Raw genomic sequence first — 25,795 nt, forward strand, 5'->3', positions numbered from 1 at the left:
CCGGTCGCGCCTTGGCTCTGGCCGACCAGCGCGGCCATCTCGGCGCGGTTGCTGTCGATATTGCCGACCGCGCCCGCCTGCACGCGCATGGCGTCCTGCAAGCCGCCGACCGTGTTTTCCCAACGGCCGCGCGCATCGGCGACCAGTTGGGCGTCGGTCGCCGAAAGCGAGACGTTGCCATATTGCTGCTGGAACGCTTGGTCGATCTGCCCGACCTCGAACGCGATGTTCTGCGCTTGGCCGAGAAGCTGTTGCGTGCGCTGGACGTTCTGCTGGAGCTGCTGGAGCGAGCTATGCGGCAGGCTCGCAAGGTTGCGGGCCTGATTGATGAGCATCTGCGCTTCATTCTGGAGGCTGGTGATCTGGTTATTGATCTGTTCGAGCGTGCGCGCTGCCGTGAGGACGTTCTGCGCGTAGTTGCTCGGGTCATAGACGATGCGGCCGAAGCCGAATTGCGCATGGGCCGGGCTTGCCAGCATGGGCGAAAGCGCGACCGGAACGGCGAGCGCCAGCGCAAGGGCCGAGGCCCCGACAAACTTGGAATAGGTCATGGAAGAATCTCCTGTGGGGTATCGAGCCGGGCCGGCGCGGCGGATTCCGGCCGGTCGGCAAGATTGGTGAGGTTGGGGATCAGGTCGGCCGCCCAATCGACGCCGCGCTCACGCAGCCATGCGGCGAGGAAGCCGTCGCGGCCGTGTTCGGCGATGATCTGCGCTATGAGCGTCTGGTCGGATTTGGCGGATGCGGCGCAGAGCGCGAGGCCGACTTCGGACAGGCCAAGCTCGAACAGCCGATTGCCGCGCCGCGACTGGCAGTAATAATCCCGCTTGGGCGTGGCCCGTGCGAGGATTTCGATCTGCCTGTCATTGAGGCCGAAGCGGCGATAGATGGCCGTGATCTGCGGCTCGATGGCACGCTCGTTCGGCAACAGGAGCCGCGTCGGGCAGCTCTCGATAATCGCGGGCGCGATGTTGCTGCCGTCAATGTCGGACAGGCTTTGCGTGGCGAAGACGACCGAGGCGTTCTTTTTTCTCAACGTCTTGAGCCATTCGCGGAGCTGGCCGGCGAACCCCTCGTCGTCCAGCGCAAGCCAGCCCTCGTCGATGATGAGCAGCGTCGGCCGCCCGTCGAGCCGGTCGCCGATGCGATGGAACAGATAGGCGAGCACGGCCGGGGCCGCGCCGGTCCCGACAAGGCCCTCGATCTCGAAGGCTTGCACGTCCGCCGATCCCAAATGCTCTGTCTCGGCGTCGAGCAACCGGCCATAGGCACCGCCCACGCAGAACGGACGGAGCGCCTGTTTCAGATCGTTGGATTGCAGCAGGACCGCAAGGCCGGTGATCGTGCGTTCTTCGACCGGCGCGGAGGCGAGCGAAGTCAGCGCCGTCCAAAGATGCTCCTTCACCTCGGGCGTGATGGCGATGCCTTCGCGCATGAGGATGGCGGCAATCCAGTCCGCCGCCCATGCGCGTTCATAGGTATCGTGGATGCGGGCAAGCGGCTGGAGCGAGACGGACGCCTCGGCCCCTTCTGTCAGCCCGCCGCCAAGGTCGTGCCAGTCACCGCCCATGGCGAGCGACGCAGCGCGGATCGAGCCGCCGAAGTCGAAGGCGAAAACCTGCGATCCCGCATAGCGCCGGAACTGCAAGGCCATGAGGGCGAGCAGCACGGATTTGCCCGCGCCTGTGGGGCCGACGACAAGGGTGTGGCCTACGTCGCCGACATGGAGGGATAACCGGAACGGGGTTGAGCCTTCGGTCTTTCCAAAGAGCAAAGGGGGTGCACCGAAATGCTCGTCCCGTTCCGGCCCCGCCCACACCGCTGAAAGCGGGATCATGTGGGCGAGATTCAAAGTGCTGATGGGCGGCTGGCGGACATTGGCGTAGGCGTGTCCGGGCAGACTGCCGAGCCATGCGTCAACCGCGTTGACCGTCTCGGCCATGGCGGTGAAGTCGCGGCCCTGAACGATCTTCTCGACCAGGCGCAGCTTCTCGTCGGCAAGGCGCGGGTCGGCATCCCAAACGGTGACGGTCGCCGTGACGTAGGCCATGCCCGCCACGTCCGCCCCAAGCTCCTGCAACGCCATGTCGGCGTCGAGCGCCTTGTTGGCGGCGTCGGTGTCCACGAGCGCGGACGCCTCGTTGGTCATCACCTCTTTCAGAATCGCGGCGACGCTCTTGCGCTTGGCGAACCATTGGCGACGGATGCGGGTCAGCAGCCGGGTCGCATCGGTCTTGTCGAGCAGGATCGCGCGCGTGCTCCACCTGTAGGGGAACGGCAGCCGGTTCATTTCGTCGAGCAGGCCCGGCGTTGTCGCGGTCGGGAACCCCACGATGGTCAGGACGCGCAGATGCGCGTCGCCAAGGCGCGGCTCCAGCCCGCCGGTCAAAGGCTGGTCGGCGAGCAGCGCGTCGAGGTGCATCGGCACCTCGGGCACGCGCACGCGATGCCGGTTGGTCGAGATAGTCGAATGGAGATAGGTCAGCGTCGCGCCGTCATCCATCCAACGGCACTCGGGCATGAAGCCGTCGAGCAAGGCCAGCACGCGGTCGGTTCGGTCGATGAAGCCGCGCAGCAGCTCCCACGGGTCTACGCCGGCTTTCTCGCGGCCCTCGTAGAGCCATGCCTCAGTTCGCGCGACCTCATCGGCAGGCGGGAGCCAGAGGAAAGTCAGGTAATATTGGGACTCGAAGTGAGCGTCTTGTTCCTCGAACTGAGCTTTCCGTTCGGCATCGACCAATGCGGATGCCGCATCGGGGAACTTGCTCTCGGGGTATTGCGGAGCCGCAAGCCGAACGGCTTCGACGAAGATGCTCCAGCCGGAGCCGAGGCGGCGGACGGCATTGTTAATGCGGCCGGCGACGGCGACCAGCTCGGCCGCAACGGCGGAATCCAGATCGGGACCGCGAAACTTCGCCGTCCTCTGAAAACTCCCGTCCTTGTTCAAGACGACGCCGGAGCCGACCAATGCGGCCCATGGCAGATAGTCGGCGAGCCGGGTGGCGGTGCGGCGGTATTCGGCAAGGTTCATCATGGCCGCGCCCTCACACCGACAGGAAAGCCGGGATGCGGATATGCCGCCGTCCGACCTCGACGAATTGAGGATCGCGTTTCGCCGCCGATACCGCTGCGAAATGGCCGATGGCCCATATGGCGATGCCGACCAGCCAGAGGCGCAGGCCGAGGCCCACGGCCCCGGCCAGCGTTCCGTTCAGAATCGCGATGGAGCGCGGTGCGCCGCCGAGCAGGATATGCTCGGTCAGCGCCCGGTGAACCGGGATCGTGAAGCCCGGAACGGCGTCCAGTTGCTCGAACGCGGCCGCCATCAGATGAGCGCCCCGCCGCCGAACGAGAAGAATGAGAGGAAGAAACTCGACGCCGCAAAGGCGATGGACAGGCCGAACACGATCTGGATCAGGCGACGGAATCCGCCGCTGGTATCGCCGAACGCGAGGGTCAGGCCGGTGACAATGATAATTATCACCGCGATGATCTTGGCGACCGGCCCCTCAATGGACTGGAGGATGCTTTGGAGCGGTGCTTCCCACGGCATCGACGAACCGGACGCATGAGCGGCCGGGGCGAGCATGAGACTGATGGCAAGGGCGGATGCGGCGGTCGCCATGCGGCGATAGCCGCGCGAAAGCGTGCGGATCATTGGGGTTCTCCTGTGCTGGTTTGGATTGCGGGGGTGATGCGGTAGTCGCCGTCCGGCCCCAGCCCCTCGACGCGGGCAAGCTCGGCCAGCCGGCGCGCGGAGCCGCGCCCGGAAAGGACGGCAACAAGGTCGATTGTCTCGGCGATCAGGGCGCGCGGGACGGTGACGACAGCCTCTTGGATGAGCTGTTCAAGGCGACGGAGCGCACCGATGCCAGTGCCTGCATGGATGGTGCCGATCCCGCCCGGATGGCCGGTGCCCCACGCTTTCAGAAGGTCGAGGGCTTCCGATCCCCGCACCTCGCCGATGGGAATACGGTCGGGGCGCAGGCGCAGCGAGGAACGGACCAGATCGGAAAGCGTCGCCACGCCGTCTTTCGTCCGCATGGCGACAAGGTTGGGCGCGGCGCATTGCAGCTCGCGCGTGTCCTCGATGATGACGACGCGATCCGCCGTCTTCGCTACCTCGGCGAGCAGAGCGTTGGTCAGCGTGGTCTTGCCGGTGCTGGTGCCGCCCGCCACGAGGATGTTGGCGCGGGAAGAAACGGCCTCGCGTAGCGTCGCAGCCTGATCGGCGGACATGATGCCCGCCGCCACATAATCGTCGAGGCTGAACACGGCGACGGCGGGCTTGCGGATGGCGAAGGTCGGGGCGGCGACCACGGGCGGCAGCAGGCCCTCGAATCTTTCGCCCGACTCCGGCAGCTCGGCCGAGACGCGGGGGCTGCGGGCGTGAACCTCCGCACCGACATGATGCGCGACCAGCCGCACGATGCGTTCGCCATCGGCGGCGGACAGGCGCTCGCCCGTGTCGGAAAGCCCTTCGGACAGGCGGTCGATCCACAACCGCCCGTCCGGGTTCAGCATCACCTCGACCACGGCCGGGTCTTCGAGCAGCCGGGCAATGGCGGGGCCGAGCGCGGTACGCAACATGCGCGCGCCGCGCGCAATGGCTTCCGGTCTTTGGTGGTTGGTGGTCATGTCGGCCCCGGCTTCTTGCGGGGACGCGACAGGCGATCCCCGGATCGGGGTCGATTAAGAGAGGCCGAAATCCGGCCGGTTCAACAAGTATCTAGCTGCGTGCGGTGATCGGCGGCGAACGGCGGCAAATAGGATGGGTAAGCTGCTCGGCTCCTACCATCCCTGAACCGATTTGGACTCGGAACAGCAATAAGTTCGCCAGAAGGCCGATCCCGCGCAATCGGAGCTTGGCAGACCGTAGACCACGCTATATTGGTAGCGGTCATGACGAACCGGCCTACAGTTCTCTCGCAACGCTGGTGGCGCGCTTTCTAAGCGCGGCCCCGTCATATCATCTTGACCTTGGCCGCTGCTTTGGCGGCTTGGTCTATCCGATCACTTTCCATCCGACCGAGGCAGCGGCTCTTTACGAAAGAGCTTCGACAATGCCCTCGGAAACTGACCTCCGCTCTGTAATCTTGACTGGCGACCGCACTACCGGCCCCTTGCATTTGGGGCACTATGTGGGATCGCTCCGCAATCGAGTCGCGCTCCAGTATCAGCACAAGCAATATCTTCTGCTCGCTGATACCCAAGCACTGACTGATAATGCCCATGATCCCGAGAAGGTGCGGCGCAACGTCATGGAAGTGACGTTGCACTATTTGGGCGTTGGCATAGACCCGACGATTTCAACAATCTGCGTCCAGTCGGCGTTGCCCGCGCTGGCTGAATTGACGATGCTCTACCTAAATTTTGTCACGGTAGCCCGGCTCGAACGGAATCCAACGATTAAGGATGAAATTCAGGCTCGCGGTTTCGGCCGCGACATACCTGCCGGCTTCCTGTGCTATCCAGTTGGGCAGGCCGCCGATATTACGGGGTTTAAGGCAACCATTGTCCCGGTCGGCGAAGATCAGGCACCGTTGATCGAACAGACAAACGAGATCGTGCGCCGTCTTAATCGTCAAACAAGTAAATCGGTTCTTCCAGAGGCTCGCGCGCTTATTCCCGCTATCGGGCGATTGCCCGGTGTGGATGGCAAAGCCAAAATGAGTAAGTCTCAAGGCAATGCAATTCTGCTGTCGGCGAGTGATGAAGAAATCAAGGAAGCCGTCAACCAGATGTATACGGACCCCGATCATCTGCGGATTTCCGATCCCGGCCGCGTCGAGGGAAATGTCGTCTTCACCTATCTCGACGCATTCGACGAAGACCGCGAGGCTATCGCGGAGCTGAAAGCCCACTATCGTCGGGGTGGTCTTGGGGACATGGTGTTGAAGCGCCGCCTGATTTCCGTGCTACAGACGTTGCTTGCTCCAATTCGAGAGCGTCGATTGACGCTCGCTCAAGACCGGGACTATCTGATGGATGTCCTTCAAACGGGTGCGCGAATTGGCAGAGAGATTACCGAGGCAACGAAAGAGGAAGTGATGGACGCGCTTGGGACATTCCGTCTCGATCTCCGAAGTTAGCTTTTTTCGGATGTTGTATCGGCGGCGGCGTCAATATCGCGCGACAGTTCCTTTAGGAATCTGTCGCCCGTCGCCAGCCGCTTGCCGAGGGTCTGCATGAAGCCCTCGAACCGTTCCGCGCCTTTGGCGCGGGCTGCGGATTGTGCGGCTCCCGTAAGCGGCGGCGTGATGGTCATCCAGAAATGGATGTACTGCGCGACCGTCTCGCCGAGGACGGCGAGATCCAGGTCGAGCGTATCGATCTGGCGGCCGAGCTTGTCCAGGCGGCGCGACATAGCGGCTTCAAGCTGGTCGTCGGCATCGCCGGACAGGTAGGACATGACCGCCGCCTCCACGATGGCGGATTTCGAGACATTGCGGCGTAGCGCCACCGAGCGGCGCAACGCCATCGCCTCGATCTGCGGAATGAGCGCGGGGTCGAAATAGAGATTCAGGCGGGTTCTGGTTGCCATTGGCGTGTCCTCAAAGGTCGATTCCATCATCGGGATTCAATGCCACTTGCCGCGCCACCATCCTCATGCGTTGGCGCATGGCGCGGGCTTTGGCCGCGTCAACGTCCGGCTCGTCGTCCAGAAACTCGAACTCCTGTTCGGGCGATGGCGGCGGCGCGACGATTTCCTCTTGGCTTGGCAGCTCCGGCTCGCGGCGGATGCCGGCATTGGCCGGATCGCCCTCGGCCCCGTGTGCGGCGTCGGTCGCGGAACGGCTTTCTGCCGCGACCACACGGCCGGACCAATCATCGGCGGATGGGCTGGGCGCCAGCGGAGCGGCGACCAGATCGGGCGGGGTCAGGATGCGTTCCTGCAACCGCGCGTCCTCGAAATACCGGGCCTTGGTGGCGCGGATCGGGGGCGTGCCCGCAACCATGACAATTTCGTCGGTCGGCGGAAGCTGCATGATTTCGCCCGGCGTGAGTAGTGGGCGCGCCGTCTCCTGCCGCGAAACCATCAAATGCCCTAACCATGGCGCAAGGCGGTGCCCGGCATAGTTGGTGGAATCGCGCAGCTCGGTCGCCGTGCCGAGTGCGTCGCTCACCCGCTTGGCGGTGCGCTCGTCGTTGGTGGCGAAGCTGACGCGGACATGGCAGTTGTCGAGGATCGCGTTGTTCGGCCCGTAGGCGCGCTCGATCTGGTTGAGGCTCTGCGCGATCAGGAAGCCTTTGATTCCGTAGCCCGCCATGAAGGCCAGGGCGGACTCGAAAAAATCCAATCTGCCGAGCGCCGGAAACTCGTCCAGCATCAACAGCAGCCGATGACACTTGCCGGAGGTAGTCAATTCCTCGGTCAACCGCCTGCCGATCTGGTTGAGGATCAGGCGGATAAGCGGCTTGGTGCGGTTTATGTCGGACGGCGGCACGACAAGATAGAGCGTGACGGGCTGGTGGCTTCCCACCAGATCGGCAATGCGCCAGTCGCACCGCGCCGTCACCCGCGCCACGACAGGATCGCGGTAGAGGCCGAGAAACGACATGGCGGTGCTTAAGACGCCCGACCGTTCGTTTTCGGATTTGTTCAACAGCTCGCGGGCCGATGACGCGATGACTGGATGAACGCCGGCCTCGCCGAGATGCGGCGTATCCATCATGGCGCGCAAGGTCGCCTCGACCGGACGGCGGGGATCGGAGAGGAAGTTGGCGACGCCCGCCAGCGTCTTGTCTTTCTCCGCATAGAGAACATGCAGGATCGCGCCGACCAGCAAGCTATGGCTGGTCTTTTCCCAATGGTTGCGCTTGTCCAAGCTTCCTTCGGGATCGACCAGAATATCCGCGATGTTCTGCACGTCGCGGACTTCCCATTCGCCTTGCCTGACTTCGAGCAGCGGATTGTAGGCGGACGATCTGGCGTTCGTGGGATCGAACAGCAGCACACGGCCATGCTTCGCGCGGAAGCCGGCTGTCAGCGTCCAGTTTTCCCCTTTTATGTCGTGAACGATGGCGGATGCCGGCCATGTCAGCAGCGTCGGCACCACCAGCCCGACACCTTTGCCGCTGCGCGTCGGGGCGAAGCATAGGACATGCTCGGGACCGTCATGGCGCAGATAGTCCCGGTCGTATCGGCCGAGCAGGACGCCATCGGGGCCGAGCAATCCGGCCGCGCGGATTTCCTTGTCCTCGGCCCATCGTGCGGAGCCGTAGGTGGCGACGTTGCGCGCCTCCCGTGCCCGGATGATCGACATGAGGATGGCGGCGGCGATGGCGAGGAAGCCGCCCGATACGGCGATGATACCGCCCTCGACGAAGATCGCGGGCGCGTAGGCGTCGAACGAAAACCACCACCAGAAGAAGGCGGGCGGGTAATAGACCGGCAGGCCAACCAGCTCGAACCACGGATTGCCAAGCTGGGGCTGGAAGCCGAGACGGAACGCTACCCATTGCGTCGCCGCCCACGTCATTACCAGAACGATGGTGAAGACTACGGCGATCTGACCCCAAAGGATTCGTCCTCCGCGCAAGGCAGGCTCCAGTCGGTAAAAGAGACGGAGCCGATCAGAGAGTAGGCAAAATCGGGGCGGGCAATAGGAAAGAGGATGTCGGAGGGCTGCCGGATACTATCGGCGGCAAATAGGACGGGTTGCCTTGGCCGCTATCCGGCGGGCTGGTCGCCGCTACGCAACTGGCCGGGCGAATCGCCGCAGCGGCTCATATTGTTTGCGAGGTTGAGCAGGTTTTTCAGGATGGCGCTGCGATTGAACGGCGACCAGACGGCAGTAAAGGCAACCGGCTCTGGCTCATCCGCTAAGGGCAGGAAAACGATGCCGGTCGTCGGCAGCAGCGCCGTGGCCGCCCCGACGATGGTGATGCCGAAGCCCTGTTCGACCATGGAGAGTAGCGTGCCGCGTCCTACGTCGAAGCGAAGGATGGACGGCGCAGGCCAGCGTCCGGCAATGCGCAACACGATATGGTCGTGAACCTGCGGGCCGGTGCCACCATAGCGGACAAGGAAAGTCTCGCCGACCAGATCGGCCCAAGTGATTGCCGACTGTCCGGCGAGGCGATGCCCATCCGGCAACACGGCAACCAGCGGTTCGGTCCAGATCGGGCGGGTATGGCAGTCGGGCAGCTCGGGCGTGCCGGCGACGAACGCCACGTCCAGCCGGTCGGCGCGAAGCTGCATGATCGCATCGCGGGCTGTGCCCTCGGCGATCTCGACCTCGATGCTGGGATGGTTTTCCCGATACTGCCGGATCAGATCGGCGAGGAAGCTGCTGGGGGTTAAGGCATGAACGCCGATACGTAGGCGACCACATTCGCCTGCCGCTGCCATGCCTGCGGTTTTCACCGCATGGTCGAGCTGATCGACGCCGGCAGCGACGCGCTCGACGAAGTGGCGACCGGCCTCGGTCAACCTGACACCGCGTGCGTGACGCTCGAACAGGAGGATGCCGAGGTCTTCTTCCAGCGCCTTCACGCGGGCGCTGACGCTGGACTGCGCTATGCCGAGTGCGTTCGCCGCGTGACGGAAGTTGAGATATTCGGCGACGGCGAGCGTTTGGATCAGCGACGCGAGGGGAATGCGTGCGCCGAGCAAGGTCGGCGCACTCAATCGACGTTCATTTGCTCTCGTTGCGGTCCATCGTCTCATCGGCTGCGATACCTGTCTTCCTGACGCGCGTTTGCTGGAGGACCAATTGTATCCGCTTCCACTGGAGAATGAGGCTAACCTAGTCAGGTTAGTGTATTCGGCTCATTCTGTGGCCTATGTCGGAATGAAAAATCGCCGACCGAAATCGAGGAACCTTCGACAAGATGGTTAAAGAACGTCACCGTACCCTATCAGCCCAAGATGTAATGCCTTGGCTACAAGCTGCGTTCTACGACGAACTCCAAGTTTCATCCGAACGATTTCAACATGCCGATGGACAGTTTGCTCGCTTATTCCGAGTATCTGTCCCGCTTCCCAATCGCTCTTGCCTCTGGCGACAAGAACCAGACATTCTAACTGTCTTGGAGACATTTGAAGGTTGGAGGTTGTGCCGTGAGGGGAATGCGTGTCTCCGGTTCGGTTTGCAGCATCAAATGCAATCGGAGCAATAAATCCGAGGGTTGCTTTGTGGCAGGACGCGATTTCAATGGGGTGATCTGAAATCAGAGTTACGATGCCTTGCCTCCTGCCGGGCACGCGGACAGCGACACTTACTCCGGCTCGTATACCTGCGCAGAATGCACTCGATAGGACGTCCTCCTGCGCGCGCGACAGAGGGATTATGGTCGGGATTTCCGTCCAAGGAACCGCCGACGCCGAGCACTCTAGCGCACGAATGATTGGATCGTGCCGCGCAAATCCCGATCTATCGTAATCCTCCCAAAGTTCGGAGGGATAGTTCGTAAGCCAAATCCATTCGAGCGAACGTTTCACTGACGGCCAATTAACATTCGCATCATGAACGGCATACCAGCGAAACCCAGCCCACCGCGTGAAAACGTCCAGCGTGGAACATAACGTTTCTTGTGATCTGCATTCAGATATTGCGCGCGCCATGTGATCGAGAGTTTCGGGGATGATAACATCGGCGGTATCCATTTGTGTGCCTCCTTACTCTACCCCTCATTCTACAACCCTATCCCACGAGATCGACCAAGCTGCCACGACACCGATCCGCCCTGCACGATGCCCATAACCTCACGGCCGAGTTGGCGATCGATGACCGGCCGCCAAGGGACTAGGGTGAACTCATGGGATTTCTCGACCACGGCGAATTTGCCGCTCGTTAGCTGGACAGTCCCGGTGAACCTGCCGCTGACACTCTCGCCATCCTTGGCGGCGCGGAACGGTAACGCCTTGCCCTCGGCCATCTCCGCACCGGCGCGCGCAACTTCCCGCTCGCGCAGGGTGGCGAGAAGATTGCGCCGATAGAAGATGCGGCCGTCCCTGCTGCGCGTGGCGTCGCGCTGTTCGATATGATGTTCGCGGCGCTGATTCATGGCTTCGCGGACCTGTTGCCCGAAGCCGGTCGGCGCAAGGTCGGCCGTTTCGCCATGGACCAATCGCCGGTCCAGCCAGGTTGCGCCATCCGAACCGATCTGCCTTTGCAGATCAACCGGGGAAAGCACGCGAACGCTGGCCTGCCGGTCGCGGCCGACATCGTAATCAGCCGCGCGGCTGACCAGATCATCAGGGATGCGCCATTGGTCGGCGTCGATCCGCTCCACGATCTCGGCCCGGCGCAGCGCCTCCAGCCGGCGCACATGGGCATCGACATAGCCCTCATAGTCGCCACCGGGAACGCGCCCCTCGAACTTGGCCTGCTCCAGATGACGGCTCGGCCGATAGATGCCGTCCTCGGCGATGGCGGTGATGCTGCGGTCGGACGGCCGAGCCGTCACCTCTGCCGGGCCGATCTGGACGACGCTGCCAATGCGGGCGTCCTCCAGCCGCTCGGGCGCGATACCGGCGATGTGGTGCGTCCGCCCGTCGATCCCGTCCACCACTACGGTCAGGTTCTCCCCCAACTCGTCCGACAGATGCTTGTCCACGACACGGCCGACGATGGGCGTCTCGGGCGCACCGTCATGGATTTGGAAGCTCATGGGATCGCGTTCGCCGCCATACGGGCCGAGCGCCTTCTGCATGGTGCGAATAACGTCGCCACGCTCGCCTAGCTCGCGCAGGGCCGGTTCCATGTCCTTGCTCAACTCCCAAACGCCGGGCGCGTGCTCGACCGCCAGCCCCATCTTCTCCAGCTGGGCGAGGCGGCGCAGGCGTAGCGTCCGCTCGAACTGCCGCCTCGGCTCTGCCGGTTCATGGCGCAAGTCGAGGAAACGGGCATCGGCTTCCTCGGCCATGGCGCGGTCGATCCGGGTCAAGCGGTCTTGGTCGATTTCGGCGGACAGCTTGCGGGTCTGCTCGATCTCGGTGACGGGGCCGAGTTCCAGACTGGCAAGCTCGCTGGCCCGTTCGCGCAGGCCGGCGGAAAGATAGTCGCCGTTGATGACTAGATCCCCGCCCATATCGTCGCGGCCGTTGACGATGATATGCACATGGGGATGGCCGGTGTTGTAGTGGTTCACCGCAACCCAATCGAGTTTCGTGCCGAGGTCGGCTTCCACCTGTTTCATGAAATCGCGGGTGTAGGCCGTGAGGTCCGTCAGCTCCGCGCCATCCTCGGGCGAAACGATGAATCTGAATTGGTGGCGGTCGTCCTTGCCGCGATCAAGGAAGGCGTCGCCATCGGCGCGGTCCTCGGTCGCCGAATAGAGCCGGCCCCGCTCGCCATCGCGTGACGTGCCGTCGCGTTGGACATAGCGCAGATGCGCGCGGGCACGGCCGCCCTTCCATGCGGCCCTGACGCTGCGCTGCTTGACGATGACGCGGCGGCTGCCGGGCTGGCGATGATGCCAATGGCCGGAGATATTGCGGGCGCGCACGAAGCTCGCGCCCCGGCCGCGCTTCACGCCCTTGCCGCTGGCGACCTCGGCACGGGACCGGCCCGGCGATGACGGGCGGGCGGATGACGGCATGGAAGGATCGCGGGAGGCCGCTGCCTGATGCTGCCGGGTGATCTTCTTGACCTGCGTGAAAAAGCTCTTGGTCTTGCCTGCCTTCGGCGTGTCGGATCGGATGCGGCCGGGCTTCGGACGGAAGCGGTTTTCGTCGTCGGCGCTCAAGGACGCGACTCCAGCCAAAACCCCCGGAAAACGGCCGATCTGCGCCTATGGTGCCGCTCGAAACCCTGCAAAGCCAAGGCTTTGCGCGAAATCGCGGCACGCGGCCCCTCAAAACCATGGTGCCGGAACCGGCCACCTAACCAGTGTGCAGACAACAACAATTTCCAGAAGCGGCCCGATATGGTGCCGTCTTCTTTAATCTTGCCCTCCGCCCTTTCTGTCTTTTCTGCCCCTCCTGCCGGGAATCCTGCCGGGCGCAAACCTGCCCGACCGGATGCCGAAACCAGCGCCGCCGAGCGCGGTAACGCCGCCCTCATGGCGTTCCCCCGTCGCTGGCGCTCGCCACGAAAATGCTGCCGTCCTGCAGCTCCGCACGGGCGGGGTCGCGCGCCGGAACGGCAGCGCGGCCGTCGCCTGTTTGCACCTCGGACGGCGGCGCGGCGGCAGCTCGCGTGTCGTCCGGGCGCATGACGAATAGCGGTGCCTCGCGCCAGTCGGGCGGCGGTGCCGGTGGTTGCAACGGCGCATCCGATGGAGCCGCGCCGCCAAGGATCGGGGCGAGCGCGGCGACATAGGCGCGTGTCTCGGCGGGAAGCGGGCGGCCCGTCGCGCGGTGCTCGTCGTAGCGGCCGGGGCCGGCATTATAGGCCGCAAGCATCGCGCCGACATTGCCGTAGCGGTCGAACATCTCGCGCAGATAGGCCGTGCCTGCGAGGATGTTGTCGCGCGGGTCGTAGGAATCGCGGCCGAGGCCATGACGGACGCGCAGGCCCGCCCATGTGTCGGGCATCACCTGCATCAATCCCATCGCGCCGGCCGCCGAAACCGCGCGCACATCGCCCGCGCTTTCGGCGCGCAGCACGGCGCGAATCCAGTGCTCGGGGATGCCGAAACGCTGCGACGCCTCGGCGATGTGCGCCGCATAGGGATGGGCGGCGGCCGGGCGCTCGACCGGCACGGATTGCGCGACAGCGACGCCCGATCCGGCGCAGATGGAAAGTGCGCCGGCCAGTATCAGGACGGCACAATGCCATGCAGTCCTGTCTCCGCTTCGACACCAGCCTGCCAGCGTGCTCGCTGCGGTCAAGGGCAAGGCGCAAGCGCCGGCCGATGGCGGCCCCTGACCTTCGCTGCGCCCGCCGGCCGTCCGATGGCCGAGCGGGACGAAGGGATGAGACGGCTTTTCCGCGAACAAAGGGATGACGATCTTGAACCGGATGGCGGGCCGGACGCGCGCGGCCGTCATTCCTCGTCCTCGACTTTCCGGGGGTGCTTCCAACGCAGCGTCCAGACCGATGGATCGTCGTTGGACTGGAACAGCTTGGCGCGGATCGGGAACGGGAAGATCGGTCCCTCCAGCCGCAACGACACGAAGTCGCCGGCATTTTCGCTGGCGTCCTTCCATGCGGGGCCGGCGTCCGGGCCGTCCTCGCTATCGAGGCGCACGCGATAGTCGGGCGCGTTTTTCACGTCGCTCGGCTTGGCCGGGACGATGAACAGCTTTTCGTGGAGGCCGAACGAATGAAGCTCTCCCGCATAGCCGGTTTCGGTGCGGGTGAAGGTGCCTATTTCTGCCATGGGAAATCTCCTGCGGTTGGTTTTCGGGGGGGTGGTTTCAGTGCGTCGGCGCGCGCCACTCGTAGCGGCCGACGCCTTCCTCATCGGTCCAGAGCGGGACCGCTCGGCCGATGACGGAGCTTGCCGGGATGGGTCCGAAATACCGACCGTCGAGGCTGTCGCGGACTTCCCAATTCATGAGGAAAAGCTGGTCGTCGCCGATCACGCGGCAGCCCTGCCAGATGGGCAGATCGCGGCCGAGGCTGTCACGCTCCAGCGCCTCGCCCATTTCGATCCCGTTCACCGTGATCGTGCGGCCGGTGCGGCAAACCCACTGTCCCGGCAGGCCCAAGACGCGCTTCAGGAGCGGAACGCCTCGCGCGATATAGCCGCGCTCGACCATGAAGGCGGCGAGCGATTCGAGCGGTATGACGGCGACCAGCTCGGGCACCTCGATCCGCTCGGCCGGCTCGACAGTGTAGAACCCGACCGGCGCGCTGGCGGTGGCGTTCCAGATGAGTTTCGTCGGCGTCTCGACGGCGCTTGCGGCGGCGATGCCGATCACCGCCAGCGCCGTCACCGTAAGGGTGCGGCGGCGCGTCATGGCTCGATCCTTCGGCGATGAAGCCAAGCGGCATGTCGCTCGGGCGTGTAGGCGTGCGGTTCCAGATTGGCGGTCAAACGGTTGTGGACGTGCCGCCAGTGATCCGGCGAGGCATCGGCCGGATCGAGGCCGAGCGATTCCAAGGCGTCGATGGCGGCAAGCGCACGCTGCACCTTGGGCCAGCTATCGAGGCGCAACAGGATTTCGCCGCCGGGGCGGACGAAGGGCAATGTCTGGAACGGTTCGCCGCGCCCGATTGCCCGCACAATGTCGATGCGGGAAACAACCGTGCCATGCTCGCCGTTCGCCCATCGGACGAAGGCGAAGATGCTGCCCGGCGCGAAGCCGACGACACTGCGGCGGCGGTCGATGATCTGCTCGTAGCTCTTGCGGCCGAAGCGTATCCAGTGCTCGATCTTGCGTTTCTCGAAGGTCAACTCGACCAGTGTGGTGAAGGGCGCGGGACCGTCCGGCAGCGGACGGCCGTGTGCGCTGCGGTGGGCGCGACGGGTCATTGTTCGTCTCCGGTGATGTGCTGGGGGCTGCGCGGGCGCAGCGCGTCGGGCGCGGCCGTCATGGCTCGCCCCTTCGGGCAGAACCGGCACCACGCTTCGCCTGCGCGCGCGTCAAAGAGAAAGAGTTAGATTCTCTGTTAGATAAGTTAGCGGTGGGATTCCGCTTTTCAGGCCAGAGCGTTAGCTGCGGTTCGTGCGCCTGATCTGCCGATAGTGATGCGCCTGATCTGCCGATACCCCGTGCGCCTGATCTGCCGATGGCATTAACAGGGTTATCAACAGTGCCTGTTGACAGTTTTTCGGGGCGGATGCGCAGCAGTTCGCGGCCGTCTTCCCGCTCGATCTGGAGCAGGTAGCCGGGGAGCGACTGGCGGGCCGCGATGCGGCGCAGGTCGAGCGCGAAGTCGGACGGCCGGGCGAGGCTGCCAGATTTCTGATGAAGGTGCGCGACCTCGAAAGTCCAGCCATGGCGCTGGTGCCCGGCGTGCTTTCGGGCGACGCGGTAAAGCCATCGCTCGATGCCGCCAGTCAGCCGGAAATAGGCCGGGTCGATGGTCAGGACCAGCGAGCGGTCGATGACGCTGTTGTAGAACCATTCGGGCAGGACGAACTCCATGCCCTCGACGCGGCCGGCGCGCGTCGTCATTTCCTCCCATTCGTTGATCCAAGAAAACTGGCGGCGACGCCAATGCGGGCCGTTGCGAATGGTTGTGGCGATGACGGTCGATTGCAGCCTCGCCAGCGCGGCTTTCAGAAGCCGGTATTGGTGATTGCCGGTCGGCCGCCCGATGGCGCGCAACAGGTGGTAGGGCGTGAACCGGACGAAGCGCGAAGTCGTGAGGCCGTCATTCTCGGCCGCGACAATCTGCGAGGCCGCCCATATCAGCACATCGGCGTCCCATATGGTCGCCATGCCGTGCTCGGGCATCCCGAACACCTGCACCTCTATGTCGGCGGCCTTGTAGAGAATCGGCTTGGTGCGTGGGGTCTTCGCCAGCGAGAAAAACGGCCGTTCCATCAAATCGCGCTGGTCGCGCGGCGGCGCGTCGCCCGTTGCAACCACGAAGGGGTTTAGGCGGCTGCGCTCGCTGTCCTCGGTCGTGAGCGCGGGGTCGTGATCATCCTCGCGCAGCATCTAGCAGTCGCTCCGTTCTTCGGGCGTAAGCGGACGCGCGGGAAAGACGGTGCCGGCGGTCTTGTCGCGGGTGGATTTGCGTTCGCCGACCGCGCTCCAGTTTTCCAGATCACGGACGGTGTAGAGGACGCGACCGCCGACCTTGCGATAGGTCGGGCCGGTGCCGTAGGTGCGATGTTTCTCAAGGGTTCGGATGGATATGCCGAGGAAGCGCGCGGCTTCCTTGGTGCGCAACAGGCGCGGCGGCAGGCCCGCAAGCGGGTTGGGCATGGATCACCTCCAGTCAGGATTGGGCTGCCGGGGGCGGCAGCGGACTGTGGCGAACCATGGCGAGAGATCGGCGGCGCGTAGCGTGCCGCATTTGTGCCTATGCGCTGGCGGCACCCCCCTTCGGGGCGGTGCGCGGCTAATAGGTGAGGGATTTCAGCGACTCACTGCCTGCCGCGCCGAATAGGCAAAGACATTCGTGCGCGGTTCGGTTAGGAATGTAGCCGGAACAGACGCACTGTTCCGGGGCGTAGTAACCCCTGTTGGCGGTTGGTGTCGGCCGTGACGGCACCACACTCCTTGACCCTATGGTCGGGGAGCCTGTGGCGTATACAACAGGCTTTCCGAGCTAAAGGCCATGGGGCCGTCCAGCACGGTTACTAACTCCCCGATCACCAGGTCAGAGGGGCCATTGCGGGGGCGCACCGCAAGCAAGGCTCTCTCCAGTTGAAGGGGAATGACCATGCGAGTGCCCGTCGAACTCGATCCCGATGTGGACGATGAAGCGCCGACCGGCGACACCATAACCGTCTATGACGAACGGCATTTCGTGACCTATCTGCGTCTTCTCGATGCCAAGGCCGAGGATGCGGACTGGAAGGAAGTGGCGCGGATCGTGCTGCACCGCGATCCGGCGGCCGAGGAACTTCGGGCGCGCCGTTGCTGGCAAAGCCATCTTGAGCGCGCGCAATGGCTATCACGTGAGGGCTACCGGACAATTCTGGAGCAGGCGGCAGCGAACAAATATTGAGCTACGTGACAATTACTATGAAAATCTTCCGGTGGTTCACCGCGCAAGCGTAACGGATTTACTGATCGACTGTTCGGAAGCTTAATCCGACTCCGAGACGAAATTATCGTCGCAATCCGGATAGTCTTCCAACGCTTCGCCTGCCTTGAAGCCACAACGCTCCATAAAGGTCCAAGCGCCCATCCAGTTGTTAACCTCGTTGACTTTCAGAACGGAGACATCTTCGCCACAACCTTTGCCCGCCGCCTCTCGCGCATAAAGGTCATTAAGGTAACCAACATAGGCTTCACGCATGATCCCGGTTGGTCGGAACGCAAAGTTGTGCGTGAAGACAACCTCTTGGGTCTCGGTGACGATTGCGCCCCAATAGGGTGTCTCAACCTCCGCCCTATAATCATTCGTAAGACAGTCTTTAATTGCGCGCTGCGCTAAACGAATCAACCGTCCGTCAAATGCTAACTCCGGCGTTTCCCGAAATGTGTCCCGCTCGCTTGCCTTCAATTGCGATAGTATCGCGTCGGCACGTTCTGGCTCTGCGATGCGAAAGGGATTTAGCGCGCAGACGAACAGGCTGTTGCGATAATGGCGAGGAATCTCCTGCCATGGTTTGCGGATGAAGCAAAAGCCGTGCAGCCGTTCCGCTTCCATTAGCTGGGCGGCGTAGCCGCTTAGAGCCGACAGATGTTCCTTGGTCCAGTCATTGAGGCTGCCACTCTCCTCTTTGCTGTCGAACCAACCATCGAGATCATCGAATGAAATCACCACGCAAGCCATTGCGCCGTGTGACAAAAGTTCGTTGGTAAAATGACGAAAGTCGTCGTCGCTTGGTAAATATAGGTCTAACCGCAAGCTTTCTACGTTACGACTAGGAAAACTTGGGCGATAGACAATGATGTCTCGTTCGTTAATCAGAAGATCGTAAAGAAATGCCTGTTTGGTAATCTTGTTATCGAGTTTAGCAACTAAAACATTAGTGATGTCCTGATGGCCAGACAGGGCGAAGATTCCAGCGATATAATTACTGTAGGCAAATAGCTCGGAGAACGCATTGCGCTCTGCCGCCCGTCCGACTTTCAATTCCAACACGAACAGACCGTCCTCGTGGATGCCTATTAGGTCGAGTTCCATCGGCGTGGTATTGTCAGTGGGGAGCTTAATTTTTGTTCCAACGAAGCTTCCATAGCGGATCGTTCCATGAAGTCGCGCCATTGCGCGGGCCTTAATGATTCTCCAGAGTTCGAAATTAGTCTCATCATCACACGGCTCGACCGGCACCGGCGGCTCAACTTTAGCTAGGTCGAACTCAGGACAATCGACAATTATTGTCTCCAACCCTTTGGCGTGAAGAAACTTGTGAACATCGTCTTCGGAAAAGGTCGCCATGTAGCCCTCAAGATATTGTTTTCCTCTACCAAGACTCTGTCTATGTCTTCCTAGCAGAAGGTTCAGCCGTTAGCAGCGTAACTTAAGCGGATAGTGGAGCAAAAGACGATAGCCGCCACGCATCATCTTGATACCGTGCGCGACCAGACGTCGGGCCTTGTTCTTGCGCGGGTCGCCTTCGAAATCCTCTTTGGTGCCGCGAAAGCCGAGCACGACTTCGGCGATAGTGCGATAGCTCTCGCCGCGCAGCCGGGCGTCGAGCGCGCGCAGCGAGAGGATATGCCATTGCCGGAGCTGGGCGGGGACAGTCCGGAAATCGGGACCGGGTGCGCGGCCGATGAGAGATCGCCAGAAACGGCGGGCGGCGTGGGCGCGCAGTTCCAGAAAGGAATCCATCGGCAGGGTAACCGCATAGAAGGCGGCTGCGTCGGGCACCGCCTCGGGCAGCCAGAATTGATGTTTGACGCCATCCACCTGCCAAATACCGTGCCAGCCATCGGCGGCGCGGCGCAGATCGAGGCCGTCGAGATGCGCCAGCGTCAATATCGGTTCGGTGTCGCCTTCCTTGTGACTGACCGGGGACAGCATTACCGCTTGCGGTTGAAGGCGCGGGCTCCAGATTGGGGATTGCTGGTCATGTGGCGCGTCAGGATCGCACGGGAAATCGCAACCCCCAGCGATGCGCGAACGCTTCAAGGTCGCGGGCAGCCGGCCCTCCGGTCAATGCGATGTTCTGGCAGTCCCGACGATATTCGTCGTTGCGGCGCAAATATTCCCAAGCGAAACCAGCGGCTGGAATGTGCTTTGTGTGCCCGTATGCCGCTGGAGATCGCCAATCGATGCTGAGCATGGCGTCACCTCCCCAAGCCGGGATGCTGGGCAGCGCCCGGCAAAAAGAGGTTCAAGGATCACTGGAAATATAGAAGCCGCTCAAAGCAGATACCTTGAGCGGCTAACCCGATCATTCTTTGGTGTTTTTAGCTTGGCAACAGCCGGTGCTTTCGAGATGCCTGCGCGTATGAGCACGGACAGGCAGTCATGTTTTCACCTGTTGGAAAACACATGGACCTCGCCGTGCGCCGTCTCGATAGTGAACAGGTCGCCGCCCATCTCGGCGTCGCGCGCCATCGCCTGCCAATCGACATAGTAGCGCAGCGCCTCGGGGATCGTGACGCTCTCGGTGGTCAATTCCTCCATGTAGTCGGCGAGGCTGGCGAACTGACCATGATAGCAATCCTCCAACGTGGATTCGGCTTGGTCCATGTCGCCGCTGAACTGCTCCAGCAGGCCCGCGCCAAGTGCGCCATGCTCTGCGATGAAAGTGGCCATCCGCGTCACGGTGTCGATGCCGTCATATTCCGAGATGCTGACGCCCTCGAAGCCCTCGTAATCGTGAATGGCGTATTCCTCCGCGTCCTCGACAGGGGAACGGGCAAGCATCGCGGCAATCGCGTCCCTAATCTGGTCCGCATCCTGATCCGCGTCGATCCAAGCGCCATGCAGATAGCCGTTGTTGTAGGCGGCAAGGCAAGCGACATAGATGCGGGGGGTGCTGTCGGATACGTTGGTCATGTCTCTGATCCTCGGGTCTGAAGGTCAGCGAAGCGGAACGCCGCGCCTGACCTTCTGGCCGTCGCCGAGACTGGGGTAGCAACGAGCAAGGGCGGCCGGGGTGGAGGGGAATCACCCAGCCTGCACAAGCCCCTTGGGGCGCGGAAGGCTGGGGATACCGCCCCGGACGGTTTCACTTACCTTGCTGGCGCGAGGGCAACGCCCTTAGCAGCTATCTGCTGAAGCGGCGAGGCGCGAAGGCACATGGGGTAACTATCCCATGGAGTTATCGCTTAGAGCATGACAATCTGCATTTACGTCAGAGCTGGATCATGGGGGGGGGATATGCCGACGACCGTCACAGTCGATATGAAGTATTGCTTTGGGATCGACGCTCTCAAGCATACATTTGATTTTTCTAACAGAAACATGCCTGTACTGATATATGCCCCCAACGGGGTGATGAAGACTTCACTCGCTAAATCCTTGCGGAGCTACGTCAATGGCAAGCAGCCTGAAGATATATACTTTCCCGAACGGGATAGTGTACTTTCGGTCGCGGATGAAACTGGCGCGGCTATTGATCCTGACTCAATCTTTGTAATCGACTCCATCGACGAAAAATATCAGTCTTCGCGGATATCGACATTGTTGGCGAGCGAAGACCTCAAGGCCCGATATGATGAAATATTTGGTTCAATTGCAGAGAAAAAAGAAAGCCTTCTAAAGGCGCTTAAAAAACCTTCTGGGTTGTCGAAGGACATCGACTTGGCAATTTCCACAGCCTTCAAGGTTCGGCCTGAGGACGTTTTGGTCGCCTTGGCGCGACTTGAAAGAGAGGTCAAGGAAGGGGCGCATGCGCATTTTTCTTCATTAAAATATAAGATTCTATTTAGCGAAAAAGTCCTCGAATTTCTCCAAAATGGAGATGTAAAATCTCTGATTGATGACTACACCAAAATTTATGAACAGATAATAGATCAATCAATGTATTTCAAAAAAGGTGTATTTAACCATAGCAACGCAGAGACTATTGCAAAAAACCTTAAGGCGAACGGCTGGTTCGACGGCGGACATTCAGTCAACCTCAATCACGATGGCAAGCGAAGCGAGATTACAACGGATTCTGAGCTTGTTGCAGCTATTGATGCGGAAAAAGAGAAGATACTAACCGACCCAAAGCTAGCAGAGATGTTCCAGAAGGTTGATGGAATGCTCACCACAGCAGAACTTAGGAGCTTTCGCGACTACCTAATTGAAAATCCTTTTGTCGTTGCGGAACTTAGCGACATCGATGCATTCAAGCAAAGAGTGTGGATTTCATATCTTGTGGAAAATGATAAAGCATACTTTGATCTTATTTCCGAATATGATTCTAGCAAAGAAAAAATTAGAGATATTATTTCAGAGGCAGAGAAAGAGCAGACGCGCTGGGAGTCGGTAATCGCGCAGTTTAATGACAGATTTTCAGTTCCCTTTGAAGTGCGCGTGGAGAACAAAGGCGACGCCGTATTGAACGTTTCAGCGCCGCAAATTTCCTTCTACGTCAAGGATCGCGAAGGGGGTGCTGCGCGAAAAACCGAACGTTCGACCCTTGACCGAGGACTTAGCACGGGAGAGAGGCGCGCACTTTATATCCTCAATATCATATTCGAGGTTGAGGCACGGAAAAAAGCCCGTATCGAAACACTTATGGTGCTCGACGATATAGCAGATTCCTTTGATTACAAAAACAAATACGCGATCATCGAATACCTAAACGACATACGCAGAGAGGATAATTTCCACCTTGTCCTGCTCACTCATAACTACGATTTCTATCGTACCGTGCGAGGGAGGATTGGGATTTATGGAGACAACAAGCTGCTCTGCAACCGGCTCAACGGTGCGCTTCAGCTTATACCAGATCGCCTTAGCGATAACCCATTTGAAGATTGGAAGCAGAAGCTCAACGATCCGGTTGTTTTGGTAGCTTCTATTCCGTTTGTAAGAAATTTAACGGAATATGTAGGAAATATAGATTTGTTCTCCAAATTGACGTCTTTACTGCACGTTAAGGAGGATACGAAGAACATAACTATTGATGACCTTGCCAGAATTTACGAAGCAATTCTGGCGAAAGGCGCATACACTGATTTTAGCGCAAAGGGTGGCACTGTCTTCGACCTAGTGATGTCGGCATGTGTCGACATTTGTGAGCGTGGTAATGATGACCTCAGGTTAGAGGAGAAGATTACACTTGCCATCGGAATCCGCCTCGTTGCAGAAGAAGTATTAATTAAAACAATCAACGACGACGATTACGTAAAGTCAATCAGCAACAGTCAGACCGGAAAGCTTATTCGCAAGTTCGAGAAAATGGACGGGTGTGACGGCCTCACTCTTGCGACGGTCAAGCGCGTAGCTTTGATGACGCCGGAAAATATTCATCTGAACTCTTTTATGTTCGAACCGATTTTAGATATGTCGGGACATCACCTCGTTTCACTCTTTCAGGACGTAAAGGCGTGCGCCGAGGGGGTGCACTAAACTGAAAGTAACTGCGATCAGCCGATGGAGAAATTATAGGTTGCAGTTTCTTTGACCGCGCCGCGAGAGCGCGCTCTGGACCAAAAGACCCGTCAGAACGACAACATCGGTGTAGATCGCCGAGGCTGGCGATCTAGCTATACCGTTCGGAAATTTAGGGAAGACGTGCTGCAATCACGTACGCTCGGCTTTCTTTTTTATCTGCGTGAACAGGTCTCGTTAAATCACAAACCGATTGTCACCTCTACTTGGAGGGTGTCTTCGAACGGCTCTTGTCTATTCACTGTCGCCCCCGTACGCTCCGGGCCACAGTTGGGGGGCAACAATGGCACAGCGTTTTCCTTGGAAAAGCAACTACCGCAAGATCCCGCCGTTTGTTCGGCACGCACTCAATGAGATTGACGGCGATCTCGTCGCCGTCGCCGCGACCAAGAAGATCAACCGTGACGATCTGGAAGCGGGCCAGTATAGCCACGTTGGATTGAGCATAGACGGCTCCTCCATCATCGCCGAAGGTCCAACCCAACCACCCGCCGACGCCGGAAAGTGGTCTGAGCGAAATGCGCATGGATGGGATCGTAAGCGTGAGGATTGGCCGATGGTCCAGAAGACATGGACCTTCGAGTCGCCCAACTTTGGAGATGGCGCACGCAACGGCTGGACGATGCGTTCTTGGACTAAAGACGTTTACCAGAACCAAATTTTCGAGCCGCAGGGCATGATTATCGAAGCGAGTGTGCTTGAAGACAAAGGCGGTGAGCAGGTGGCGGTCAAGTTCGCCCTCGCGCCCATGCTTAGCCGGGGCATGGCCGAGTTCGACTTGATGCTGCTTTGGGCGATCAACGTCCTGCAAGAGAATACGGGCGTCACCGGCGTGTTCGCGAGCGACGCCACGCGCGAAGAATACATCTCAACCGTCACTCTCGACTGGCAGATTTTCCCACCGGGTACCGCTGACGAAGTTGTTGCTCGCTTGCTGGGATCGGCGCATCCGATGAACGCACCCGATTTTGAGAAGCATATTCGCGAGCGGGTGCGATTGTTCGAGGGTTTCGAGCCGAAAGCCTATATTCGCGGTCAGGGCGGATTCGGCTCATATTTCGGCGCACAGTTTGCTGATGACCTAGTCGTGTTCGAGAACCTCAGATACGGCAACGCAGTCTATTTGCTGTACCAAGATTGGGATGAGGCGTCGCAACGGTCGCGGCTCGACCTTCTCCGCGATCAGGACGCACACTTTGATCGCGTAGTGCATACTGATGGATGGCAAGAACGACTTAAATCCCTGCTGCACGATAAGCTCTTTGAGCGCGGCCTACGGCGACGGCGGAGTGGCTATCGGTCGAAACGTCGCGGTCACTGATATTCCGAGAGTATTCTCGGTGCATATGTCAGTTATATTGAACGTTGGACGCAAATAGCCAACTCAAGTTTCCGGCAGAATAGTCGATGAAAAGAAAGGGGGGCATATGGCCAGATGCACTGCACCAGTAAGGGGGCACCGTTCGGCGGCGGCGGCGGCCGACTGCCCCGCATGTGGAGGTCGTTACGGTCGTTCACGGAGTTATAGCGGCTACGGCGGATACAGTGATTTTAGCAGCTATCGGCCCTCTCCCTCCCCTTCTTCGGGAAGCCGGGGCGGCAGCAGTTCGGGGCGCAGCTCAAAGCCGCGCTGGTCCCCATCGAGTTCGGGGGTGTGGTACACACCCGAAGAAGTGCGGACACTCACTCCTGTCCGTGAAACTATCGAAAGCCTCGCTGTTTCGCAGCCTGATCTCCGGGACGTTTTCCTGTGCCACGCATGGGATGATCGTCAAGGGTCCGCGAAAGACCTTCATGACCTGCTTGAAGCGCGCGGTGTTCGCGTATGGTTTAGCGAGAAAGACCTTGGCCTCGGCGTGCCGATGATGCGGGCAATCGACAAGGGCTTGGTAAATTCTCGCGTCGGCATCGTGCTGGTTACGCCAGCCATGCTGCGCCGTCTCCCGGCAGAAGGTGTCGCGGACAAAGAGCTTTCGGCACTTCTTCGGCGTGAGCGGCTAGTGCCAGTCGTGCACGGGACGACGTATGAGGAGCTGGAGAAGGTCAGCCTTCTGCTGGCGTCTCGGGCTGGGCTGAACACTGCCGAAGAGTCGATGGCGGCGGTTGCGGCGAAGATTGCTGAGTTGGTCGCGGCCTAGTCAATTCAGGTGATAGAAACACGCTATCACCTGAATTTAGCCATATAGGCCACGTTTCCCGTGGAGGTTTGCCTCCCTCCCACTGCTCAAAACCGTTCGTTTCGGCAGCTTTGAGCAAGTCAAATATTTGAGTTGAAAGTCTGAATGGGGCGCACTGCTGCGGCAGTTCTTTCTATCGGGCCTCGATTTTAGAGGGGTATAGCGTAGGTGTAGTTCTCCGTTTCTTCGGCTTCGGCCCGCCATTTTCACCATTCAAGCGCCATCTTGTCCGCGGCGCCCCGGCCATGCCGAGGGTCATGCGCGTCCGGCTGCCCGTGATTCATCCGCGATCGCTGCGCGCAGGCCGGTGCCTTGCTGGCATTTAACAACCTTCACCCCGGGGCCAGCCGGTGTCCGGCCTGTCCCTGCTGGCCGGAACGGGGTCGGTAAAAGAGGGTGATCAAAACAATCGGGTATTGACGCCCCCTTGCAAGGTCGTCTACCCAGCCAGCAATGTATCTCGCCCCGCACCGCTACGCCTGATCGTCCACAAGACCCGGGTTGCCAGCCAAGGCGTGTCTTTTTTGCGCAATCTGCAAGGACATGACCATGCCCATATCTGCACCCCACCCGTCCCGCCGCCGGCTC

At 60.8% G+C, this 25,795-nt stretch carries 25 protein-coding genes and 1 pseudogene; 5 read left to right on the forward strand and 21 right to left on the reverse strand.

The window, feature by feature from the left end:
• From trbJ to trbB, 5 genes are all read right to left on the reverse strand, one after another.
• A partial coding sequence (gene trbJ / locus BLW83_RS13170) for a P-type conjugative transfer protein TrbJ (protein WP_090848841.1) occupies positions 1 to 551 on the reverse strand: 551 nt, incomplete at its 3' end.
• Positions 548 to 3,034, reverse strand: coding sequence for a conjugal transfer protein TrbE (gene trbE, locus BLW83_RS13175; protein WP_090848711.1), 2,487 nt, complete (start codon positions 3,032 to 3,034; stop codon positions 548 to 550). The genes trbE and trbJ, both read right to left, overlap by 4 nt.
• 10 nt (positions 3,035 to 3,044) lie before the next feature.
• The gene (locus tag BLW83_RS13180; RefSeq protein ID WP_090848712.1) at positions 3,045 to 3,326 is read right to left on the reverse strand and encodes a VirB3 family type IV secretion system protein; all 282 of its coding nucleotides are present in this window, start codon (positions 3,324 to 3,326) and stop codon (positions 3,045 to 3,047) included.
• Positions 3,326 to 3,658 carry a TrbC/VirB2 family type IV secretion system protein gene (locus BLW83_RS13185; RefSeq protein ID WP_090848713.1) on the reverse strand — a complete coding sequence of 111 codons (333 nt, stop codon included), beginning with the start codon at positions 3,656 to 3,658 and terminating at the stop codon, positions 3,326 to 3,328. Before BLW83_RS13185 ends, BLW83_RS13180 begins: the two co-directional genes overlap by 1 nt.
• Positions 3,655 to 4,590 carry a P-type conjugative transfer ATPase TrbB gene (trbB, locus tag BLW83_RS13190; protein ID WP_425433967.1) on the reverse strand — a complete coding sequence of 312 codons (936 nt, stop codon included), beginning with the start codon at positions 4,588 to 4,590 and terminating at the stop codon, positions 3,655 to 3,657. Before trbB ends, BLW83_RS13185 begins: the two co-directional genes overlap by 4 nt.
• Positions 4,591 to 4,937: 347 nt before the next feature.
• Between trbB and trpS the strand changes: the two genes are divergently transcribed.
• Complete coding sequence (gene trpS / locus BLW83_RS13195; protein ID WP_245728876.1) at positions 4,938 to 6,092, forward strand: tryptophan--tRNA ligase; 1,155 nt, start codon at positions 4,938 to 4,940, stop codon at positions 6,090 to 6,092.
• On the opposite strand, the gene BLW83_RS13200 is transcribed toward trpS, so the two are convergent.
• The 12 genes and pseudogenes from BLW83_RS13200 to BLW83_RS13250 form a co-directional block, all read right to left on the reverse strand.
• Positions 6,089 to 6,574 (reverse strand): CopG family transcriptional regulator, encoded by a 486-nt coding sequence (locus tag BLW83_RS13200; protein ID WP_425433963.1) that lies wholly within the window; start codon positions 6,572 to 6,574, stop codon positions 6,089 to 6,091. The genes trpS and BLW83_RS13200 overlap by 4 nt on opposite strands.
• Positions 6,555 to 8,543, reverse strand: a complete 1,989-nt coding sequence (locus BLW83_RS13205) for a conjugal transfer protein TraG (protein WP_090848716.1) — start codon at positions 8,541 to 8,543, stop codon at positions 6,555 to 6,557. The genes BLW83_RS13200 and BLW83_RS13205 overlap by 20 nt, the downstream gene beginning before the upstream one ends.
• A gap of 131 nt (positions 8,544 to 8,674) precedes the next feature.
• On the reverse strand, positions 8,675 to 9,634 hold the full coding sequence (locus tag BLW83_RS13210) for a LysR family transcriptional regulator (RefSeq protein WP_245728878.1): 960 nt from the start codon (positions 9,632 to 9,634) through the stop codon (positions 8,675 to 8,677).
• Between the two features lie 207 nt (positions 9,635 to 9,841).
• Positions 9,842 to 10,612, reverse strand: coding sequence for a helix-turn-helix transcriptional regulator (locus BLW83_RS16095; protein ID WP_090848718.1), 771 nt, complete (start codon positions 10,610 to 10,612; stop codon positions 9,842 to 9,844).
• Between the two features lie 29 nt (positions 10,613 to 10,641).
• Positions 10,642 to 12,039, reverse strand: a complete 1,398-nt coding sequence (locus BLW83_RS16045) for a DUF3363 domain-containing protein (protein ID WP_425433968.1) — start codon at positions 12,037 to 12,039, stop codon at positions 10,642 to 10,644.
• Positions 12,040 to 12,048: 9 nt separating this feature from the next.
• Positions 12,049 to 12,549: pseudogene (locus BLW83_RS16100) on the reverse strand (relaxase/mobilization nuclease domain-containing protein); the annotation flags it as partial.
• A gap of 460 nt (positions 12,550 to 13,009) precedes the next feature.
• Positions 13,010 to 13,942, reverse strand: coding sequence for a lytic transglycosylase domain-containing protein (locus BLW83_RS13225; protein WP_090848720.1), 933 nt, complete (start codon positions 13,940 to 13,942; stop codon positions 13,010 to 13,012).
• Positions 13,939 to 14,274: a DUF736 domain-containing protein gene (locus BLW83_RS13230; protein WP_090848721.1), complete on the reverse strand. Its 336-nt coding sequence runs from the start codon at positions 14,272 to 14,274 to the stop codon at positions 13,939 to 13,941. Before BLW83_RS13230 ends, BLW83_RS13225 begins: the two co-directional genes overlap by 4 nt.
• 37 nt (positions 14,275 to 14,311) lie before the next feature.
• The gene (locus BLW83_RS13235; RefSeq protein WP_090848722.1) at positions 14,312 to 14,857 is read right to left on the reverse strand and encodes a S26 family signal peptidase; all 546 of its coding nucleotides are present in this window, start codon (positions 14,855 to 14,857) and stop codon (positions 14,312 to 14,314) included.
• Positions 14,854 to 15,372 (reverse strand): DUF2840 domain-containing protein, encoded by a 519-nt coding sequence (locus BLW83_RS13240; protein ID WP_090848723.1) that lies wholly within the window; start codon positions 15,370 to 15,372, stop codon positions 14,854 to 14,856. The genes BLW83_RS13235 and BLW83_RS13240 overlap by 4 nt, the downstream gene beginning before the upstream one ends.
• A gap of 58 nt (positions 15,373 to 15,430) precedes the next feature.
• A complete protein-coding gene (locus tag BLW83_RS13245) occupies positions 15,431 to 16,507 on the reverse strand; it encodes a replication initiator protein A (protein ID WP_090848724.1) in 1,077 nt (358 codons plus the stop codon).
• Positions 16,508 to 16,777 (reverse strand): helix-turn-helix transcriptional regulator, encoded by a 270-nt coding sequence (locus BLW83_RS13250; protein WP_090848725.1) that lies wholly within the window; start codon positions 16,775 to 16,777, stop codon positions 16,508 to 16,510.
• Between the two features lie 460 nt (positions 16,778 to 17,237).
• On the opposite strand from BLW83_RS13250, the gene BLW83_RS13255 reads away from it, so the two are divergent.
• Positions 17,238 to 17,525, forward strand: coding sequence for a DNA -binding domain-containing protein (locus BLW83_RS13255; RefSeq protein WP_090848843.1), 288 nt, complete (start codon positions 17,238 to 17,240; stop codon positions 17,523 to 17,525).
• Positions 17,526 to 17,606: 81 nt separating this feature from the next.
• Here the strand turns inward: BLW83_RS13255 and BLW83_RS13260 are convergent, their stop codons facing one another.
• The 4 genes from BLW83_RS13260 to BLW83_RS13275 form a co-directional block, all read right to left on the reverse strand.
• Positions 17,607 to 18,908: a hypothetical protein gene (locus BLW83_RS13260; protein WP_177172574.1), complete on the reverse strand. Its 1,302-nt coding sequence runs from the start codon at positions 18,906 to 18,908 to the stop codon at positions 17,607 to 17,609.
• Positions 18,909 to 18,977: 69 nt separating this feature from the next.
• On the reverse strand, positions 18,978 to 19,496 hold the full coding sequence (locus BLW83_RS13265) for a DUF2285 domain-containing protein (protein ID WP_090848726.1): 519 nt from the start codon (positions 19,494 to 19,496) through the stop codon (positions 18,978 to 18,980).
• 58 nt (positions 19,497 to 19,554) lie between these two features.
• Complete coding sequence (locus BLW83_RS16105) at positions 19,555 to 19,758, reverse strand: transcriptional regulator domain-containing protein (RefSeq protein WP_090848727.1); 204 nt, start codon at positions 19,756 to 19,758, stop codon at positions 19,555 to 19,557.
• Positions 19,759 to 19,952: 194 nt separating this feature from the next.
• Positions 19,953 to 20,480, reverse strand: a complete 528-nt coding sequence (locus BLW83_RS13275; protein ID WP_090848728.1) for an antirestriction protein ArdA — start codon at positions 20,478 to 20,480, stop codon at positions 19,953 to 19,955.
• A gap of 324 nt (positions 20,481 to 20,804) precedes the next feature.
• On the opposite strand from BLW83_RS13275, the gene BLW83_RS15540 reads away from it, so the two are divergent.
• From BLW83_RS15540 to BLW83_RS15850, 3 genes are all read left to right on the forward strand, one after another.
• Positions 20,805 to 22,988, forward strand: a complete 2,184-nt coding sequence (locus BLW83_RS15540) for an ATP-binding protein (RefSeq protein WP_143042844.1) — start codon at positions 20,805 to 20,807, stop codon at positions 22,986 to 22,988.
• Between the two features lie 325 nt (positions 22,989 to 23,313).
• Positions 23,314 to 24,351 carry a hypothetical protein gene (locus BLW83_RS13285; RefSeq protein WP_090848730.1) on the forward strand — a complete coding sequence of 346 codons (1,038 nt, stop codon included), beginning with the start codon at positions 23,314 to 23,316 and terminating at the stop codon, positions 24,349 to 24,351.
• Between the two features lie 331 nt (positions 24,352 to 24,682).
• Positions 24,683 to 25,168, forward strand: coding sequence for a toll/interleukin-1 receptor domain-containing protein (locus BLW83_RS15850; protein WP_245728879.1), 486 nt, complete (start codon positions 24,683 to 24,685; stop codon positions 25,166 to 25,168).
• The last annotated feature ends 627 nt before the right edge of the window (positions 25,169 to 25,795 follow it).

Source organism: Paracoccus alkenifer (genome assembly GCF_900108405.1).
Lineage (GTDB): Bacteria > Pseudomonadota > Alphaproteobacteria > Rhodobacterales > Rhodobacteraceae > Paracoccus > Paracoccus alkenifer.